Below are 19,314 nucleotides of genomic sequence, written 5' to 3' on the forward strand. Positions count from 1 at the left end.
AGCATATACATTCTTATCTTTTCAAGAAAAACACCCCTCTCGGGGTGTTTGTTGAATGAGTTTGCTTATGATATGTACATCTAAAGAACAGTCGTTAGCGTACAAGTTACAGAATTGTAGCCTAGTTCTTTCAATCATAGCACACATCGTTCTTCTCTGCCAAATCACTGATTAACGGAACAATCTCTACAAATTCACTCCGGTAATCCACTCATTCACCTTGGCTTCATTGTTATCGACCCAATCTTTGGCCGCTTCCTCCGGCGATTGTCCGCCTTGAATCTTGACCATAACCTGAGCCATATCGTCTGCGGTCCACTTGAATTGACTTAAGAACAGATAAACATCAGGCATATCATCCTTCAGACTTTTCCGTACCATAGTATGGATCTGTTCAGCACCGCCGTATACTTTCTTGGGGTCATCCAGATATTTCAGATCCATATTCGCGAACATCCAGTGCGGAGTCCAGCCGGTAACTACAATCGGTTCATTGTTGTCAAAAGCCTTCTGCAGCTCCTGTGCCATCGCCGCCGAAGAGCTCTCAAGCAGCGTATAATCGCTTAATCCGTACGCTTCAATTGCGGCTTCGGTAGCCGTCATAATTCCGGCCCCCGGTTCGATTCCGATAATCATGTTATCCAGCGAAGCTGCAACTTCTGCATTGTTCAGATCTTCAATGGAATTGATATCCATATATGCAGGAACGGCAAGTCCAGTCTTCGTTCCATCCAGATTCACACCGGCATCTACGATATCATTGCCGTATTTCTCCAGATAGGAAGCATGGGTACCCGGCAGCCAGGCGGCTACCATCGCATCCGCACTTCCATCAGCAATCCCTGCCCACATTGGACCGGCATCGACCTGGAGCATTTCTACCGTAACGCCAAGCTTCGATTCCAGTACTTCCTTAACCACGTTTGTGCTGGCAATTTCCGAATCCCAGGCTACATAAGCCAGCTTCACCGAAGAATTATCCTTGGACGAGCATCCGGAAATAACAACAACCATCATCAATAGCATAATCAAGCCGAGCTGGCTCAGTTTCATCGATTTAAATTTACTCATATGAATTTTAAACACTCCTCTATCCTTGTTGTTTGGGCTTGAACAGCTTCTGGGTCAGACGGTCCAGCAATATCGCAATAATAACAATGGCAATTCCCGCTTCAAAGCCAGCCCCTGTCTTGGCCTGTGATACCGCACGGTACACATAGGCTCCGACACCCTGGGCGCCGATCATAGACGAGATTACAACCATCGACAGCGATAGCATAATGGTCTGGTTAATGCCGGCCATAATCGTAGGCAGGGCAATCGGCAGCTGCAGCTTGAACAGCTTCTGTCCTGCTGTCGATCCGAACGCATCCGCAGCCTCCACAAGCTCCGGCGATACCTGCCGGATACCCAGGTTCGTTAGACGGATGGTTGGCGGGATAGCAAATATAATAGAAGCAATCACCCCGGGCACTACACCCAGAGAGAAGAACGATACCGCAGGCAGCAGATATACGAACGCCGGCATCGTCTGCATAAAGTCAAGTATAGGCGTAGCAATGTTCTGGAAGGTCTTGCTCTGTGCACAGAGCACACCCAGCGGAACCCCGATAATTACAGCCAGCAAGGAAGCCGTCAGCACAAGGGCCAGCGACTGCATTGAGGGGTCCCATAATCCGAGATTATCAATCAGCAGCAGCCCGATCACTGCGAACAATGCCATCCGCCATTTGCCGATCCAATAAGCCAAAGCGGCGATAAGTATGGTCAGCACAATCGCGGGCAGGAATGTTAGCGCCGCATCAATGCCGCTTACCATTCCGCCGATCACAGCATGAATGAGATCGAAGAAGGGGCCGAAATAAGTCGTCAGCCAGTCTTCGAGCCATTCTACGCCCTTTCCGAGCGGTATTTTGGGTAAATTCATAAACCAAGTCCTCCTTCCGGAACCGCATTACCGGCAAGTGCGGACAGCACGGCTCCCTTGATGACAATGCCCTTCAGCTTGTCACCCTCGTCTACTACCGCAACCGGCAGATGCGTCTCCGACATCATCTCGAACAGGTCATTCAGCAGGGTATCCGGCCGTACACGGGGAATCTCCCGCTGCATGACTTCCAGAATGCTGCGGTTCTCTTTCAGTGCCTGTGCCGCATTCTCCGCTGTAATTACACCTTGGAGCTTCATTTCATTATCTGCCACATACAGGCTGGATACTCCGCTGTCCCGCATAAGCTGCAGGGCTACCCGGGGGCCGCGTTCCGGACGGATCATCTCCGGCTGGCGCATGACATGAGCGGCGGTCAGCACCTTAGACAAGTCGACGTCCTCAACGAATCGTTCTACATATTTATTTGCAGGCTGAATGAGGATTTCTTCCGGCGAACCGATCTGGACAATGACGCCGTCCTTCATCAGTGCAATCCGGTCACCGATCCGCAGCGCCTCATCGAGATCATGCGTGATGAATACAATGGTCTTCTTCACCCGGGCCTGCAGCTCCAGCAGCTCCTGCTGCATATCCTTGCGGATCAGCGGATCAAGTGCACTGAAGGCCTCATCCATCAGCAGAATATCCGGATCATTGGCAAGCCCTCTGGCCAGACCGACACGCTGCTGCATGCCGCCGCTCAGTTGATCCGGGCGGTGATGCTCCCAGCCCTTAAGGCCGACCAGCTCAAGTGCTTCCATGGCAAGACGGGTTCGCTTGCTTTTCTCCACACCTTGCACTTCGAGTCCGTATTCCGCATTGGCCAGCACACTGCGGTGCGGGAACAACGCGAACTTTTGAAAGACCATGCCGATATTCTTGCGCCGGAACTCTCTTAGCTGCTCCGGATTCATCTGGACAACGTCCTTGCCCTTGAACAATACTTGGCCCCCAGTGGGCTCAATCAGCCGGTTCAATAACCGGACGAGCGTGGACTTACCGCTGCCCGACAATCCCATAATGACAAATATTTCTCCTTCTTCAATGCTGAATTCGGCTTTGTTCACGCCAACCGTCAGCTTGGCTTCCCGGGCAATCTTCTCTTTGGACCAGCCTTGTTCTAATAATGGAAGTGCCCGTACCGCATCATGACCGAATACTTTGGTAAGCTGTTTCACCTCTATAATTGCCATGGTGACCTCCTTCTCTCCCCTTAATATTTCAGGTTAGTTCTCCTGACCTAGTGTAACGGACTTGTGAAAAGAGACGCAAAGCGCATATTCGCTTAAAATTTAGTGTACAGTTTTAACTTTACGAACTTTACGTATAGAATACTCTGTTTAACGCCATATTCCGTTCCAGATGAATTCTTTACTTATAGCAGCGGATTTGATTACAATACATTGGAGAGGTTTGTTGCCTGTCAGCCTATTCCTCAGGAGGGACATCATGAACGATTTAGAGGGGCTTCTGCCCGAACAAATAGAGCGAATCAGCAAAGTCCGAGAGCGGGTCATCGATTCCATCGGTAAAAATATGGATTTGTACGGGATTACCCTGTCCATTGGACATTTATACGGCTACATGTATTTCAATCAGGGTCCGGTTACACTGGACGAACTGAGCAGCACTATGGGGATGAGCAAGACTTCGATGAGTACCGGCGTGCGCACGCTGCTGGATCTGAAGATGATCGATAAAGTCTGGGGAAAAGGCACCCGCAAGGATCTGTTCGAGGTGGTCCCGGACTGGCATCAGAACTTCAGCGACTACTTCTCCATTAAATGGAGAAAAGCAGTCGAGGGTAATATGACTGCACTTAACAAATCATTGTCCGAGATCCAGCAGATGAAGCAAGAATATGCGGACGAGCCGGACATCCTGCGCCTGCTTTTGACCGATGAGGCCAAAATTGAGGAAGCGATCAAATATTACCGCTGGCTGCTGAAGCTGATCGAAGCGCTGGAGACCGGCAAGATTTTTGAATTAATCCCTAAAGAATAATATCAGCCATATACGTTAATCCTATTCCGCACAAATGAAAACGGCCGCGATCCTTATATTCAAGGATCACGGCCGTTTATCATTGTCTGTTAATGTACCGTTACGGAATCTCCACCAGGCTGACATCATCGATATAAATATGGTTGCCTGCCTGGATAGCCGTGTTGGTCTCTGTGCTATTTCCGTCAATGAGCCCCATAAGGAATACCAGATGTGCACCCGCATCGGTGCTGTCATTCATAGTGAAGGTGTAGCTGAAGGGCTGCATTTCTCCCGTTAACGCTACAGCGGTTGCCGGCAGATATTTCGTGTAATCTCCACCGAAATGTTCAAGCGCCACTTCAATCAGACGGTTCACATCCGAGCGGGCCTTGAAGCTCAAGGTGTAGCTCTTGCCCTGCACCAGCCTCAGATCCCTGTAATCGACCTGGGCGGCGTAGTTCGCAGATCCTGTGAAGTTCAGCAAGACTTCCAGCTCTCCGTCCCTGACTGCGGCATTTCCTGCACCTTCAAAGTACTGGGTCCAGCCCTTCATGCCTTCAGCATCGAAGGTCCCGTTATCCAGCGTGCCGCTGGCGGGTTCAATGACCGGACCGCCTGTAACCTCCCGGACCGCAATGTCGTCCAGAGAGATCGTATGCGCTGTGCTGTTGGCCGTTCCGTCTTCGCCCAGCGTTTTGCCGATCAGATAGTTCAGCTTCAGCGGATTGTTGTTGGTAACCGTGAACTGTGCACTGTAGGTCGCCCAGGTTGCCGTGACATCGAACTTCGCTTGGGCTGGCTGGGCAGAGGTGCCGCTATACTCCACGATCATCTGCCGCGGAACCGTAGATTTGGCTTTGAAGCTCAGTTCATAGGTTTTGCCTGCTTCAAGCCGGATATCCTCCTGATAGAGCTGCGTATGCCAGACTTCTGATCCGGCAGCATTAATCTGCACATCCGCTATACCGCCAGCCACTTGAAAGGACGACATGCCCTTGTCCGGGGACCAGGTTGACCAGCCTGCATCGCCTGCGCCGAATGAACCGTTGAATACCAGATTATCGCCGCTTGCCAGAATGTACTGGACCACCGACGCTGCGACATATCCATCGGCTTCTACAGAGATGATGTAGCGGTCCTCTGCCGGAAAAACCGCCGCATCGATCCGAAGGGTGCCGGATTGAACCGCGTACTGCTCCTTCCCGAGCATTGTTCCGTTTACCTTCACTGCCTTAATCTTACTTGACCAATCCTCTTTCTCTGCAAAGGTAAGCTCAACCGGCTGCAGCACCCGGTTATTGGTGCTGTCCGCAACCAGCTCCTGCGGCTTGGCCGGAGCATCCTTAACCTCGAATTTCACATTGTTGATCATAATATCATGAGCCTGCGCAATGCTTACACCCTCCACTTTGCCGAGCAGGAACTTCAGCGACAATGTATCCTTGGTCAGTTGCGTAAATTCCAGTGCGTAATGCTTCTTTTCCGGTGACAGCTTCACAATCTTGCTATGCGAAGGGGAATTTTGTCCATTCTCTGCCCTTACGCTGATCTCACGGGCTACACTGGAACTGGCATCAAATTCGATGATATATTTCATTCCGGCAGCAGCCTTCAGGCCATTCTGGAACAGCATGACCGAATAGGCCTGATTGCCGGTATTCGTAATGCTGAATTTCGCTACTCCGTCTGCAACTGCCGCGGTACTCTGGCCGCCGTCTTCCGCAAGCAACCGCTCCCAGCCATTAAAACCATTGCTGAAATCGCCGTTCTTAAGCGGGAAGTAGTCAATGTCGGGATCGTAATAGAAACTCGTGCGCAGCAGCAGGAACTGATCCAGCACCACGGTTCCGGCATCGCTGCCAAGCCGCAGCACGAACTGGCCCAGATGATCCGTTGCTCCCGCGAGATCAGTGAACACGGCTTCGACCTTGTGCTTGCCTGCAATAAGCTGCACCGGCTGTGAAGCATATACTGAGCCGTCATGGCCCCGCAATTCAACTGTGGCCGTCCGGGCGGAGGAGCTGTCGGCCTCGAAGGTCAGCTTGTAATCATGCCCCTGCACCAGGAAGATTCCTTTCTGCAGCAGGGTAACATCAGCCTCCGCGCCTCCGTTGCCTGCAATCTCCAGCTTCAGCCGGCTATCCTTAACAACCGGGCTGACCTCTGCACCTCCCGTACCTTCGATATGCCAATAGCTGCGTCCGTTCACTTCGCCCAGATCAAAGCTGCCGTTGTAGAGATGGTTGCCGCTGCCCAGCGGCGTTTTGGCACTGTCATGATCGAACGGAATATGATCAATCTCTTCGAGCCGGGCATTGCCGAGCCATACCGGTGAAGCATTGGTGCCCATATTGAACTCGATCCGCGCTGCGTTATCCGAGCTCTCCTTCATTTGGAACATCGTCTCGAAATGCTGAATCTCCGGTGTCAGATCAGCTTTGAACGCCGGTGAATACGCCGGGAATCCCCGCGGCGCCCCGCCTGTCAGCCGGACGCTTATATCACGCGCCGTATCCGTCTTGGCATCGAAGCTCAGCTTGTAGTATCTTCCCTTCGCCAGGGAGACAATGGCCTGCGGCTGGATGGAGTAGGTATTGCCCCCGGGCTTGCTGATGTTTACCTTAAGGAAATTCTGCCCGCCTATCGGCTCAACCGATAGAGCTGCATCCGCTCCTTCATCCTTGTACAATACCCAGTGCGCTGTATTCGGAATGCCCATTCCGGCATCGCCATCCACTTGTTCGGTGAAGCCGTTGTTATGAATGAAGTTGCCGTCCTCAAGCGGCAGCTTAGCTCCCTCCAGATAAGGCTCCTTCTCAAACTCAACCGGTACCGGTTCCCGGTACTCGCGCCCGGTCAGCTCGTATATTCGTACATAGTCAATTTCCATGGAACTCGGAAATACAGTATCTTCCGTAGGGTTACCGTCAAAATTGCCGCCTACCGCCAGGTTCATCAGAAGGTGGAATCTCTGGTTGAACGGTGCCGGATACGCATTCATTGCCGGCTGGCCGCTGCTCTTGCTGTACCAGTCATTCTTCGTGGAGTATAATACGCCATCCACATACCAGCGGATTTCCCCAGGCTCCCACTCGATCGAGTAGGTGTGATAATCTTCAATCGTGGAATTGCCCGGCAGCACATATTCCTTGCCGGAATAGACATTATCCGGCCACTGGGAACCATAGTGAATGGTTCCGGCAACCACATTCGGCCGGCTGCCCCAGCCTTCCATAATATCCAGTTCTCCGGAGGCAGCCCAATTGCCGTAGGTGTAATCTTCCGGCAGCATCCAGATCGCCGGCCAGAGCCCCTTGCCTGTTGGCGCCTTCGCCCGGATCTCGAATTTTCCGTACATTTTGCTGTATAGTCCGTTTGTCTTGATTCGGGTGGAAGTGTATGGCTTGCCGCCCACGGCTTCCTTGCGCGCGGTGATGATCAGCTTACCATCCTCCTCCTTCACATTCTTCCCTTCATTGGTGTAATACTCCAGCTCATTGTTACCCCAGCCGGGATTGCCGACGGTGGTTCCGTCTCCAAGGTCATAGGTCCATTTGGCCGGATCAATGACATTATCATCGAATTCATCATTCCACACGAGACTCCACGGATCGCTGGTCGGTGCCGGAGTTGGTGTGACTTCCGGTGCCGGCGTCACAGCCGGTGTAGCCGTAGCGGCAGTCTCTCCGCCGCTGGCGGCAGCAGGAGGCTGGCTGGCCTGCGGTGCAGCCGGATTCAGATTCGTGCTGCTGCCCTGCTTGAGGGCAAATCCGCCTACAGTAACATCATCCGCCTGATTCAGTACGGTGCCGAAGCTGCCGCTGCCCGTGAGTGCCAAGCCTTTAGCCCCGGCTTTAATGAGCAACTCGGCCACCTGCGCTTTGTCCATCAGCACAATTGTACCGGAGGCCCCCCATACCAGCCTAGTGAGCTTGCCGGAGATGTTCAGTGCAATGCGGCTTCCTGCAGGATCTGCGGTGGACACCACTCCATAATTCCCTTTAAGGGTGACCTTCTTCTCCCCGGCTGACAATTCAACATTGGTGAATCCTTCTCCGGTGAGATTGCCTTCTTCAAGGACGCCACCAGAGTTCAGCTGTACGGTTCCCGCTGTTGTAGTCCCGCTGGCAACAATGCGGACTGTGCCGCGGGGCTTCGCAACCTGAATAGTGCCGAGGCTGCTGTCCGCAAGGGTCACGCTGTGTTCACCGCCTCCGCGGATATAGGTTGTGCCTTTAACCTGCACACCTTGAATCCGGATATCGCCTTCTCCGATACCCTCGGTAAGATAGAGATTGCCTTCAATTACGCTTTCCTTGAGCGTAGCTCCTTCATGGTTCAGCACCACATTCCCCTGTACCGTTCCCAGCTTCACTTCCCCGCCGGAGGACTGGAGCTCCTGCACCAGCGTATCGGCCATCTTGGCCAGCTCGGCGCGGGTAATGTTTCCGTCCGGCTTGAACAAGCCTCCCGGATAGCCCTGAATATAGCCGGCTGCAGTTAATGCATCCGCTGCTGAAATGACCTCGCTTCCTGCCCCGGCCAGATCGCTATACACCGACCCTGCATGATTGACAGTCTCCAGCCGGAAAATCCTCTGCAGCGCCACAACCGCTTCCCCGCGCTTCAGCTTAGCCGCAGGCTGGATATGGTTATCTGCTCCTGCATTTAGATAACCTGCCGCTACCGCCTTGGCGATATCGTTCTTGTACCAGGCTCCCGCAGGTATATCCTCCGGGAGTGCGGCTGCCGCTTCCTTGTAGCCAAATATGCGGTTGATGATGGCCGCGAATTCTGCCCGCGTCACCTGATGATCCGGCCGGAAGCTGCCGTCCCCGTAACCGGAGATCACACCACTGCGGCTCCAGCGCTGTATGGCATCCGCCGCCCAATTGTCCGTGCTCACATCAGTAAACGCTTTCATATCAGCGGCAGCCAAATTTCCGTTCTGCACCGCGGCTGTTGCATTCCCCGCAGCTGCCAGCTTACTCTTCACAGGCAAGGCGCCTGCCGCTCCGCCTCCCAGCGGTGACAAAAGACCGGTAATGATCACAGCGGCCGCTAACACCGCAGATACATTTCTTTTCATATCCTTTAGGCCTCCTCTAGTTTCCAGTCTCACCCGTTCACAATTGCATGGCCGGGTATTTCTCAGCTGTAATAATCGAAATCGGTTTCGATAATATCCATACTTATCCCTTGAGCGCAATAAACCTTTGACTTGTTTCGGCAAGTTGAATAGACTCTAGAAAGAACTATTGCTTAGCAGCAGCCGAGTGTCCGATGAACGGCCCTATAGCCTGAGAAACCCTGGCATACCCGTCTTTTGGCCCTGTTACAACTATTAAACGGGGGTGACTTTAGCATGCAGATGAATATCAAAAAAATTGCCGAAATGGCCGGGGTCTCTGTATCCACGGTTTCGAAAATAATGAATAATTACAGCGATGTTTCCGAAAAAACGAAGCAAAGAGTGCTGGAGATTATCGAACAAACCGGATATACCCCCTCAAGCTCCGCTAAGACACTGGCTACCAAGAAGTCCAATCTGATCGGGGTTATTTTTGCCGGTGAGCTGAATGTGGAGTTTACCCATCCTTTTTTTGTAGAGGTACTGAATTCCTTCAAGAAGCAGATGGGCGTGCTGGGTTACGACCTGATCTTCTTTTCCAATGAGAAATTCATCAGCAGCGGCGATTATTTCTCGCGTTGCCTGCATTTCCATGTGGATGGCTGCGTCATTATCTCCGGACAACAGATGGAGCCTGCCATACAGGATCTGGATAGGAGCAATATTCCCTGCATCGGCGTTGACCTGGAGCTGACTGGCAAGAAATCCGGCTATGTGATGTCAGATAATTACCAGATTGCCTCCAAAGTGGTGGAGCACTTCTATCTGCTCGGCCACAGGGAGCTCGGCTTCATCGGCAGTACGGCCGATTCGGATATCTCCAACCGCCGGGAAGCGGGCTATGTCAAAGCCATTGCCGGTTTCGGTCTGACGATGAATCCCAATTGGTTCGTGCATGGTGACGATTTCTTCGAGCCCAGCGGCTACACGGCCATGAAGCAGCTGATCCAGACCGGCAGTCTGCCGCAAGCCATCTTCGCCGCCTCCGATCTGCTCGCCCTTGGAGCGGTCCGCGCCTTGAAGGAGCATGGCCTCCGTGTACCGGAGGATGTCGCCATCATCGGCTGTGATGATATCGAGGCCTGCCAGTATACCAGTCCGACACTGACTACAATCCGCCAGAACAAGGAACGGCTGGGTGTACTCGCGGCCCATATGCTGTTCGATCTCATTAACAATCAGTCGGAAGGCGGCTCCTTCGTGGTTGAGCCGGCGCTGATCATCCGTGAATCCTGCGGAAGCGGGTTGAACCGCTGAGCTGCGCCTTCTTCCGGGTGCAGATTACTACCTCCCCTCTGTTTCTTCATTCCGCTTACCTGAAGCATACTGAAACCGCTTTCGATACTATAATCTCTCATTTGATGGGATGGTTCAAGGTACCGTTTTTCTGGTTATGGGGACCATTTTTCGGCTTGGTCCCCATTATTTGTGTTTAAAAGAGAGCAGGCCGGACCAAGTTGCAGAGATGGTCAATACCGGTGAGGTGGAGATGGAAGAGCTTGTAGAGTTAGCGCCGTTTGAAAAAGCAAGCGCTCTGCATAAGGTTACAGAACGAGTAGACAGCAGCAGCCTTACCTTAGAGGTGATCATGCGGCTGGCTCCGTTCCTTGGAACAGGTATACTGGATGAACTGGTTCATCAAGATGAAGGCAGCGTGAGCTGGAATTCCGTTCAAGGGCTGGCACCCTTTATTAGCAGAGAAACGTTAAGCCGCTTGGTAGACCGGGCTACAGATGGTACCATCGATGCGAATCGGATCATAAGCCTCGCACCTTTTTTGGACAGGGAGAATCTCGAGAAGTTGATTATTGGAGTCGAAGCTGAGCAGCTTAGCCCAGATCTGCTGGCAAGCCTTGCTCCTTTTGTCGATCAAGGGACATTGAGCAGAATGGTGACAATCTTATTGAATAAAGTAAAGTAGACACGTATAGCGGAGACCGGAGAATGGTGATGCCTCCCTGCAGAGCCTTATTTTTTCATGAACTTTGTGAATATGACGTTATCTAAAAGTGCGCAAAACTTATATGTGAGGGTGATTCGTTTGAAACAAGGACTTATTGTATTCTTGGACGGAACTTCAAGTTCAGGAAAAACCAGTATTTCTATGGAATTGAAAAAGCAGAAAGAGATTCCTTTTCATCATTTATCCATAGATGATTTCTTTGGTAATTATAATGATTTTATTGATAATAAATTTCCAAATATTGAACCTACAAGAGAAGTGGATAATGTCGGACAAATTCTTTTTGATCCCATAATCTCAGTGTACTATGCAACAATTAAATTGTTTTCAGAAATGGGTTTGAATGTAATCGTGGATACCGTAATCGACAATGACAAGCGGTTTAATGATTACCTTGATCTATTGTTCGATCATCCTACATTTTTTGTATGCGTATTATGCTCGAAAGAAGAACTTACAAGTAGAGAGCAAATCAGAGGAGATCGAGAAATTGGGCTAGCGAATTCCCAGTACGACACAATATATTCCTTTGATGAATATGACCTTGAAGTAAATACGGAAGAGTTGAGTCCCGCAAAATGCGCGGATAAAATATTAAGTTATATTAAATCCGATCAGGATTACTCTGCATTTAAGAAATTAAGTAAAAGAGAGATTAGCGTTTCATAGAAGGCGAATCTATCAGATAACAACATATTTAGCAGCATTGGTGCTATTGCCCCCCTCGGTCTGCCCGAGGGATTTCGGAATTAAGCTCTAACAGGAAACCATATCTCATTAAAACAGCGGCAGGCTGGGACTTTGTTTTCTCGTCCACGGCTGCCGCTGTCTTCCATAGTTGTGGCTATTCTAATACATATCTCACGATATCTGACGATTTAATAATTCGGTAACCGCCTTGATATAGAGTGCACTCTAGTTGATATGCTTTAAACTAATTTCATGAGAAAGGAGAAATGTCCGATGTGGATCTTCTTATGAGTATTTTCTGCTGACATTAAAGAGCTGTTGGAGCACCTACCTGCGGGTCCAGTGACAGGCTGACCAATTGGCCCGCGTGGGTGAGGCCTGCACCGAATCCGTACAGCAATATCCGCTGGCCATCCCGCACTTTCCCTTCGCGGATGCCAAGATCGAGGGCAAGCGGAATACTGGCCGCCGAGGTGTTTCCGAAATATTCCAGACTGTATAGCGCTTGTTCGAGCGGATAATTCAGCCGTTCACAAATCGGTTCAATCATCCGCAGATTGGCGCTGTGCGGGATGAACCAGTCCACTTCCGCAAGATCAACTCCTGCGTTCTGCAGCACCTGCTGCACCCCCTGCGGAACTGTCCGGACCGCCCACTTGAAGACCTCACGCCCGTTCTGTACCAGCATGCCAGTAGCGGCAAGCTCCACTCCGTTCACCTTGTCCGCCAGCCCCGTGCGGTAGACATGCTGCGCTCCGCTCCCGTCGCTGCCGAGATTGAACCCTAAGAAGTGATCTGTATCCCCGCCGCTCTCCACAAGCACGGCCCCTGCACCATCGCCGAACAGAATACTGGTACTGCGGTCCGTGTAATCCGTGATCTTGGACAGAGTGTCAGCGCCGATGACCAGCACTTTATGATGCAGTCCGGAAGCAACCAGCGCATGGGCGGTGTGCAGCGCGTAGACAAACCCGGCACAGGCGGCGCTCATATCTATCGCTCCCGAAGTAAGCGGAATACCAAGACGGTTCTGCACAATGGCTGCCACGGACGGAAAAGAGAAATCGGGCGTACTGGTAGCCACGAGGATCATATCGACATCCTGTACACTTTTGCCATAACGTTTCATCAGATCCTGCACGGCGGCCGCACATAAATCACTGGTATATTCATCCTCGCGGCTGATTCGGCGTTCCCGGATGCCTGTCCGCTGAACAATCCATTCGTCATTGGTATCGACCATTTGCTCCAGATCATGATTCGTAAGTCTCCGGGACGGCACATAAGAGCCGATCGCTGTAATTCTTGCACCCTTCATGAATATCACCTCATTATTTATTTTAGTATCTGATATTAGTACTTGGTACTAATAATAACTTAAACCAAATGACTATGCAAAAAATTACAGGTGAGAATGATTTCCAGACCGCCTGGTGTGATCAATGTATCTTACCATCGTAAAGCTTCGATGTTACAATCTTTACAGTGTAAAGATACGGAAAGGAAGGCTGCAGGAAGTGACGGATAAACCCTACCACCACGGCAATTTACGGAGCCAGCTTATAGAAGCAGGCATTAAGCTTATTAACACAGACGGCATCAACAGCTTTTCCCTGCGCAAGGTCGCAGCCGAATGCAAGGTCAGCCACACTGCCCCCTACAGCCATTTCAAAAATATAGATGAGCTGGTATCCGCCATGGGTGAGCATGTCACAGAGCAATTCATGGAGTCCCTGCGTGCATCCGTTCAAGGCCAGGAGGACCGCCAGGAAGCGATGTTCCAGCTGGGGCAGGCTTACATTGATTTTTTCATGGAACATCCGCAATATTTCCAGTTTTTATTCTACCATTCAGGCTTAGTCATTGATTTAGACAACTATAATTCCGACAGTTATCCGCCATTCGTTCTATTCCGGACCACTGCCTATCAGTTGTTCACAAGCATCGGACTGCCGGAAGCAGAGTTCTCCCGTCAGTTGATATCACACTGGGCGATGGTGCATGGGATTGCTTCACTGCTTACCAATAACGGGGTGCGTTATTCGGGGAACTGGCGTGATTTGTTAGCGCTTGAATCTGTAGTTAAGGAGACATGAACCATGAGAACGATTGTGCACGATCTGCAGGAGCAGGAATTCGCAGGATGGGCAGAGGGCGGGCAAGGAGAGCTGACTGTTATCTCGGACAATGGCACCATCCGGCAGTGTATGGGCTGCTTCGGCTGCTGGACCCGGACGCCCGGCGCATGCGTGATACGGGATGGCTATAACCATCTGGGTGAGCTGTTCTCCAAAAGCGATGAACTGATTATCATCAGCAAATGTATGTACGGCAGCTAATATCCAATCCAGAAGCGCAGATGAATCCCTGCTGTTCAGCCCGAACTTCCCGCGCTTCGCCTGGAAATTCGCCGCGACCCACTCCTTCTGGAATGCTACTGCCAAGAAGAACGGTTTGAAGAAAAAAGATATATTGAGAAGGTTGAGCAAATAAAAGGCTCCGTCATTGTACAAACAGCTTTCAGGCTACCGGCAAAAAACGGAATGGCTTGCCATCACCGGACTAAACCTACTGGACCTGATGACGCTTAAATGCACGCCCGATAAAAGGAAGACTTACTAAACATATCACCACATAAAACACAATCCTCATGGTGATAATGTCTACCGTCTGTCCGGGAAACGGATAAGAAAAATACGAAGTATACTCGGCGAGAAATGCGGGCTGAACCGCCATGTACGGAAACAGCATCAGAATATGATTCAGTACGCCGTTCGACCCGCTAAGTCCCAAAAAGACAGGAAGCAAAATAATCAGCACATCTATTACAAGCACTACAAACGCTGTTTTCATTTTGGCGGACAGCAGGAGGGTTACCGAGACCATCCCAATCAGTACCGAATAAAGAACCGCTAGGCATATCAATGCTGCTTCCAGCAGGGAGAACGGGTAGGGAATCGTAACATTCAAAATTTGCAGCGGCAGGTTCCAGCCTCCCGTTCCAAACGCAACAAGCTGAATTCCGACAGCCAACAAAAGATTAACGGTAAAGACCAGCAAGGCAAACAAGAACGCCGCTGCAATCTTCGCCTTTATTAATTTGGATTTGCCGTATCGGGTGGACAGAATGACGCTGTCCGCACCTGTTTGATATTCTCCTGCGAAAACAGGAGCAATACAAATGCAGATAGCTATAATAGAAACAATCAGCAACTCGAAACACTGGAACAAGCTTTTCCAGCCGGCATGGTAGCCGTATATATAAGGAGCTTCCACTTGGCTGTTCTTGGCATTCCAGAATTCCTTCTCTTGTGAGGAATAGTTCCAGTCGGAAAAATCAATATTCAAATAATTCTTCACCTTGTCCGCACGAGCCTGGTAGAACCCTGCAGGATCCCGAGCTTCATATCCCGGAGCACCGTAAGTCCATTATCTGTAACCTGCGGCTCCAAAAAAGCATCGTCAATCATTTTGTAATAAGAGTAATACGGCAACACATAACGGGCATAAATGTCATCCTTCAGATTCACCTGATTCCCGTCTTTGAGCACATGCTCAGGCTTGGAGAATAATGTTTGATAGGCTGCTATGTCCTTTGCCACACGCTCTTCAGTGAGCGTACCTGCAAGCTCTTGGCCGTACTCCTTCTCAAGCCGGATGGCGGCGAGGCCATTGATCTGACGTCCATCCCGCTCCAGGGAAATGTAACTTTTGACAGGTAAGATAAATAGGAACAGGGTTAAGCACAAACTGACCAGAACCACGATCAGATTCATTCTCTTTTTGGCAATTTTCATAAACTCGTATTTGAATAAATTGTTCATTTGATCCCCCTGTATTCAGCAATGTCATTTTGAAAATGATACAAGTACAAATCCTCAAGCGTAGGTGCCTCATTCACGGCTCCCTCAAGCGGAATCTCATCGCTGAGCACACGGAGTATAACCGTATTGTCATCTCCGTGATGCAGATTGGCCACACAGAATAAACGGCTGACCTCTTCGGTCTTCTCCTTCTGCACCACACATCTCCATACCTTGCCGACCATTTCGTGAGCGATATGGTCGGCCGGAGGGTTAATAATCAGCTTTCCATCCTTAATCATTAGAACCGTGTCGGAAATATATTCGATATCGGATACAAGATGAGTAGATAGTATAACGATCTTGTCTTTGGAGAAATTCGCAATTAATTTACGGAAATGCACCCGCTCCTTCGGGTCAAGTCCGGCTGTGGGTTCGTCCAGCACCAAGATGCGCGGGTCGTTAAGAACTGCTTGAGCAATTCCCAATCTTTGCTTCATCCCACCGGAAAAAGTGCGAATTTTTTTAGCTGAGACTTCAGTTAGTCCAACCAGTGCCAACAGCTCTTTGCTGCGGCCCCTGGCCTTCTGCGGGGGAATTCCCTTCAGCGCGGCAACATAGAGCATAAAATCCTCGGCGGTGAAATCCGAGATAATATCCAAAATCCTGCGGAAGGTATCCGAGGAGATTGCGATAATCCTCCCCTAGATCCTCCACAGCCCTTCCATCCAAAAAAACAGTGCCCCGAGTAGGTTTCAGCACACCGCAGATCATGCGCATCAAGATTGTTTTGCCAGCCCCGTTCGCTCCCAGCATGCCGTACACTCCGGGCTTCATTCGAATCGTCACTTGATCAACTGCGGTTTTACGTCCAAATTATTTGGTCAGCTTATCCAGCACCAATTCCATATTCCGTCCTCCCTGGAAATCTTGTATAATTGCCATTACAAACAAAAATCTGCTTACCCGGTATTTATTCTACCGCAGGCAAGCAGATTGAACTTTAAGATTGCATCGTCATTTAATATAGAGAATCCTAAGAAAATATTAATTTTCGCTGTTATCGGAAGATTACTGCCGACCTTTGAGAGTACGCTTATGGTGCTGAAGGTAACGGGAGAACCCCGCAAACAAGGCATAGCCGAGTATTCCTCCCAAAAAGTTCAGGATAATATCATCGATGTCTGCAGCTGCCCCAAGAAAATATTGCAAAAATTCAATAGAGGAGCTTGCGGCAAATACTATTAATGCCGTTCGGCCGAAGGACCGCAGCCGTAAAAAGACCGAGGGCAGAAAAAAACCACAGGGCAGAAACATAATGATATTGGCAACGGCCTGCACAATCATTTTATCCTCTGACATTCCTTCCGAGGCTTCTAACCCGCTTAAGGGAATGAGATTCAAATGATAGTGCTCCGGGTGAAAGGCGTCTTCCCCCCAGGCCGAAAAGATAGTAGCGTACAGCACAACAAGACAGGACCCGGCAAAAAACAAAATGCATAGTTGCCGGACTGAACTTACCCGCCCCTTCAGCAAGAAAAATACCGGCAGATAGAGTACCATGACCGCGACGATCAGAATACCTCCTATGATAAAATAACCCATTAAATCAGCCATCTTGACCTCCTTGTGAAATAAGCGGCAGCCTTACACGAAATACCGTTTTCCTGTTTTCGCTCTGCATATCGATCTGTCCCCCATGACGGGTTACAATTTCCTTAGCTATGGCGAGTCCAAGCCCCGAGCCTCCGGTATTCGTTGAACGGGCATCATTCAGGCGGTAGAATTTCTCAAATATTTTATCCTGCTTATCAAGCGGGATCATCGCTCCGGTGTTCAGACAGGTAATCGTTGCCATCCCCTCATGAACCTTCGCTGATACCTCAATCGTGCTGTTATCATCGCTGTAGGCAATGGCATTCTTCAGAATATTGTTGAATGCCCGTGCCAATTTCTCAGAATCCCCATGGACCGTTATAGTATCTTCTACATCAACAATCATCTTTTTACCGGCAGGCGTGAGAGAAGGGTAAAATTCATCCGGCATTTGGATCAGCATATAAGAGATATCGACAATCTGCTTATTCAGCTGGATCGTTTGCTGGTTATACCGTTCAACTTCAAAAAAATCGTTGATTAAACTCTCCAAATGATAGGTTTTATCCAAAGCTATTTTCATATAATGTCGTTGCTGCTCATCCGGCATTTCCGGGGCTTCATTCAGCAAACTTAAATATCCCAGGACTGAAGTCAGCGGTGTTTTGATATCGTGGGCCAGGTACATCACCAGATCTCGTTTATTTTGCTCTGCCACCTGTACTTCCAGCGCACGGTTTTGAAGAGTTTGCTTAACAAATATCAGCTTTTCTTCCATTGAAGACATCTCCGGCGACAGCTTAATCTCGGCATCATCCTGAATTAAGGCATCAATTCCTGTATTGACTTCATTAAAATATTTAGTAAACCATGATAAAGAAAAATAGAAAAATAGTAGAAAAAAAGCCGATATGGCTATCAGCATAATAATTTCCCAATGTTCACGAAGTACACTTTCATAAATGGAAAGCGCGTGTTTATATTCGTAGCCAGTGACGTATTGCAACAGCCGGATGCCACCCTCTCCCAGCCGTCCCCGCACTAATAGATACAGTCCGTCCACTGCCACAAGAGCAAGGAGAATCAGCATAAGCATCCGAATAAATACTTTCATTCTTAGTTTTGCATAATTCACAGTCAATTGTTTTTTACTTTTCAATTTTATACCCCACCCCCCATATCGTCCGAATCCATTTCGGATGATCCACGGAATCACTCATTTTTTCCCGCAGATGCCTGATATGCACAGTGATGGTATTGTTGTTTTTATTGTAATATTCATTGCCCCATATCGCATGAAATAATTGTTCAGAGCTGACCACTTTACCTTTATTCTCACACAGCATCCTCAAGATTGAAAATTCCGTGGGCGTAAGGGACAACGTTTCTTCGTTAAGCCAACACTCATGCGTGTTCACATTCATAACTAATCCCGAATACGATATGATACCTTCGTCCGGCTTTGACATGGGCTGATATTTTTTGTATCTGCGCAATTGTGCCTTTACCCTTGCAACCATTTCAAGCGGACGAAACGGCTTTGTCATATAATCATCCGCCCCCAGAGTAAGACCCGTAATCTTGTCCGTTTCTTCATCCTTGGCCGTAAGCATAATGACAGGAAAATGATGATTTTCCCGGATACGCTGGCACACAGTAAACCCGTTCATATCCGGGAGCATAACATCCAGAATAGCGAGGTCAACCTTTTCGCGCTCAATATATCTCAGGGCATCTTGCCCATTATAAAATTTAGTAACGTTGTAATTTTCATTTTTCAAGTAGATTTCGATAAGATCGGTGATAGCTTGCTCATCATCCACCACCAGTATATTTTCAATCATTTGGGTATCGCCGCCTTCACTGCATGAAATACAGCCATTGTATCAGAAAATCCCAGAAGCTTTTGTGGTATTTTTCTTATTAAATTCTTAAGATTATCCTAAAATCGTGGACAAGCTTCCATCCGGCCAACCTTCGTCAACTACAATAGAAATTTCTTCTCCCATGTCGAGCCAGGCCGATAATTGCTCCAAAACTTGCTCGCAGGATATTGTATCTAGAATTGTACAATATTCCTGTTGTGCATATACCGGTTCGTTATATAAGGCAAACGATATTAGTTCTTTCATAACTAAGTCTCGTGTGAGTGAACTTGGTGACATTTGGCTGATATAGGTTTTCATCGGCTGCGCTGCCCTGATCATACAATAAG

The 19,314-nt window shown here is 49.4% G+C and carries 19 protein-coding genes; 6 read left to right on the forward strand and 13 right to left on the reverse strand.

The genetic code is table 11. The features are described 5' to 3' along the window. Positions 1-186 precede the first annotated feature (186 nt). From R50912_RS27700 to R50912_RS27710, 3 genes are read right to left on the reverse strand one after another with little or no spacing between them, the layout of a single operon-like run. The gene (locus R50912_RS27700; RefSeq protein WP_231637725.1) at positions 187-1,071 is read right to left on the reverse strand and encodes a glycine betaine ABC transporter substrate-binding protein; all 885 of its coding nucleotides are present in this window, start codon (positions 1,069-1,071) and stop codon (positions 187-189) included. A gap of 19 nt (positions 1,072-1,090) precedes the next feature. Further along, positions 1,091-1,927, reverse strand: coding sequence for an ABC transporter permease (locus R50912_RS27705; RefSeq protein ID WP_039305343.1), 837 nt, complete (start codon positions 1,925-1,927; stop codon positions 1,091-1,093). Then, a complete protein-coding gene (locus R50912_RS27710) occupies positions 1,924-3,123 on the reverse strand; it encodes a quaternary amine ABC transporter ATP-binding protein (protein WP_042239526.1) in 1,200 nt (399 codons plus the stop codon). The genes R50912_RS27705 and R50912_RS27710 overlap by 4 nt, the downstream gene beginning before the upstream one ends. A 256-nt stretch (positions 3,124-3,379) precedes the next feature. Between R50912_RS27710 and R50912_RS27715 the strand changes: the two genes are divergently transcribed. Continuing rightward, complete coding sequence (locus tag R50912_RS27715) at positions 3,380-3,934, forward strand: GbsR/MarR family transcriptional regulator (RefSeq protein WP_042239527.1); 555 nt, start codon at positions 3,380-3,382, stop codon at positions 3,932-3,934. A gap of 100 nt (positions 3,935-4,034) precedes the next feature. On the opposite strand, the gene R50912_RS33910 is transcribed toward R50912_RS27715, so the two are convergent. Beyond that, positions 4,035-9,005 carry a carbohydrate binding domain-containing protein gene (locus tag R50912_RS33910; RefSeq protein WP_063840083.1) on the reverse strand — a complete coding sequence of 1,657 codons (4,971 nt, stop codon included), beginning with the start codon at positions 9,003-9,005 and terminating at the stop codon, positions 4,035-4,037. Between the two features lie 282 nt (positions 9,006-9,287). Here R50912_RS33910 and R50912_RS27725 point away from each other — a divergent pair, with 282 nt between their 5' ends. The 3 genes from R50912_RS27725 to R50912_RS27735 all read left to right on the forward strand — a co-directional run bounded on the left by R50912_RS27725 (position 9,288) and on the right by R50912_RS27735 (position 11,679). Next, positions 9,288-10,304, forward strand: coding sequence for a LacI family DNA-binding transcriptional regulator (locus R50912_RS27725; RefSeq protein ID WP_042243464.1), 1,017 nt, complete (start codon positions 9,288-9,290; stop codon positions 10,302-10,304). A gap of 232 nt (positions 10,305-10,536) precedes the next feature. Beyond that, a complete protein-coding gene (locus R50912_RS27730; protein ID WP_197072995.1) occupies positions 10,537-10,968 on the forward strand; it encodes a hypothetical protein in 432 nt (143 codons plus the stop codon). 120 nt (positions 10,969-11,088) lie between these two features. Next, positions 11,089-11,679: a chloramphenicol phosphotransferase CPT family protein gene (locus R50912_RS27735; protein WP_042243467.1), complete on the forward strand. Its 591-nt coding sequence runs from the start codon at positions 11,089-11,091 to the stop codon at positions 11,677-11,679. A 328-nt stretch (positions 11,680-12,007) separates the two neighbouring features. Here the strand turns inward: R50912_RS27735 and R50912_RS27740 are convergent, their stop codons facing one another. Beyond that, positions 12,008-13,018: a ketoacyl-ACP synthase III gene (locus R50912_RS27740; RefSeq protein WP_042239529.1), complete on the reverse strand. Its 1,011-nt coding sequence runs from the start codon at positions 13,016-13,018 to the stop codon at positions 12,008-12,010. 199 nt (positions 13,019-13,217) lie between these two features. Between R50912_RS27740 and R50912_RS27745 the strand changes: the two genes are divergently transcribed. Continuing rightward, positions 13,218-13,796, forward strand: coding sequence for a TetR/AcrR family transcriptional regulator (locus tag R50912_RS27745; RefSeq protein ID WP_042139865.1), 579 nt, complete (start codon positions 13,218-13,220; stop codon positions 13,794-13,796). A gap of 3 nt (positions 13,797-13,799) precedes the next feature. Then, on the forward strand, positions 13,800-14,039 hold the full coding sequence (locus R50912_RS27750; protein WP_052416726.1) for a hypothetical protein: 240 nt from the start codon (positions 13,800-13,802) through the stop codon (positions 14,037-14,039). 229 nt (positions 14,040-14,268) lie between these two features. Here R50912_RS27750 and R50912_RS34560 read toward each other — a convergent pair whose 3' ends face one another. The 8 genes from R50912_RS34560 to R50912_RS35360 all read right to left on the reverse strand — a co-directional run bounded on the left by R50912_RS34560 (position 14,269) and on the right by R50912_RS35360 (position 19,285). Further along, positions 14,269-15,048, reverse strand: coding sequence for a hypothetical protein (locus R50912_RS34560; RefSeq protein ID WP_052416727.1), 780 nt, complete (start codon positions 15,046-15,048; stop codon positions 14,269-14,271). An 8-nt stretch (positions 15,049-15,056) separates the two neighbouring features. Next, entirely contained in the window at positions 15,057-15,524 is a 468-nt protein-coding gene (locus R50912_RS34565; RefSeq protein WP_052416728.1) for a hypothetical protein, read from the reverse strand. Further along, positions 15,521-16,159, reverse strand: coding sequence for an ATP-binding cassette domain-containing protein (locus R50912_RS27760; protein WP_269322120.1), 639 nt, complete (start codon positions 16,157-16,159; stop codon positions 15,521-15,523). The genes R50912_RS34565 and R50912_RS27760 overlap by 4 nt, the downstream gene beginning before the upstream one ends. Continuing rightward, positions 16,041-16,340: an ATP-binding cassette domain-containing protein gene (locus R50912_RS36290; protein WP_331281888.1), complete on the reverse strand. Its 300-nt coding sequence runs from the start codon at positions 16,338-16,340 to the stop codon at positions 16,041-16,043. Before R50912_RS36290 ends, R50912_RS27760 begins: the two co-directional genes overlap by 119 nt. Before the next feature lie 234 nt (positions 16,341-16,574). Continuing rightward, positions 16,575-17,120: a VanZ family protein gene (locus R50912_RS27765; RefSeq protein WP_042239531.1), complete on the reverse strand. Its 546-nt coding sequence runs from the start codon at positions 17,118-17,120 to the stop codon at positions 16,575-16,577. After that, positions 17,113-18,213, reverse strand: a complete 1,101-nt coding sequence (locus R50912_RS27770; RefSeq protein WP_052416860.1) for a sensor histidine kinase — start codon at positions 18,211-18,213, stop codon at positions 17,113-17,115. The genes R50912_RS27765 and R50912_RS27770 overlap by 8 nt, the downstream gene beginning before the upstream one ends. Before the next feature lie 34 nt (positions 18,214-18,247). Then, on the reverse strand, positions 18,248-18,943 hold the full coding sequence (vanR, locus tag R50912_RS27775) for a VanR-ABDEGLN family response regulator transcription factor (protein ID WP_042239536.1): 696 nt from the start codon (positions 18,941-18,943) through the stop codon (positions 18,248-18,250). A 93-nt stretch (positions 18,944-19,036) separates the two neighbouring features. Then, on the reverse strand, positions 19,037-19,285 hold the full coding sequence (locus R50912_RS35360; RefSeq protein WP_197072996.1) for a hypothetical protein: 249 nt from the start codon (positions 19,283-19,285) through the stop codon (positions 19,037-19,039). Positions 19,286-19,314: the final 29 nt, after the last annotated feature.

The sequence above is a fragment of the Paenibacillus sp. FSL R5-0912 genome, from assembly GCF_000758605.1.
Taxonomy (GTDB): Bacteria; Bacillota; Bacilli; order Paenibacillales; family Paenibacillaceae; genus Paenibacillus_AQ.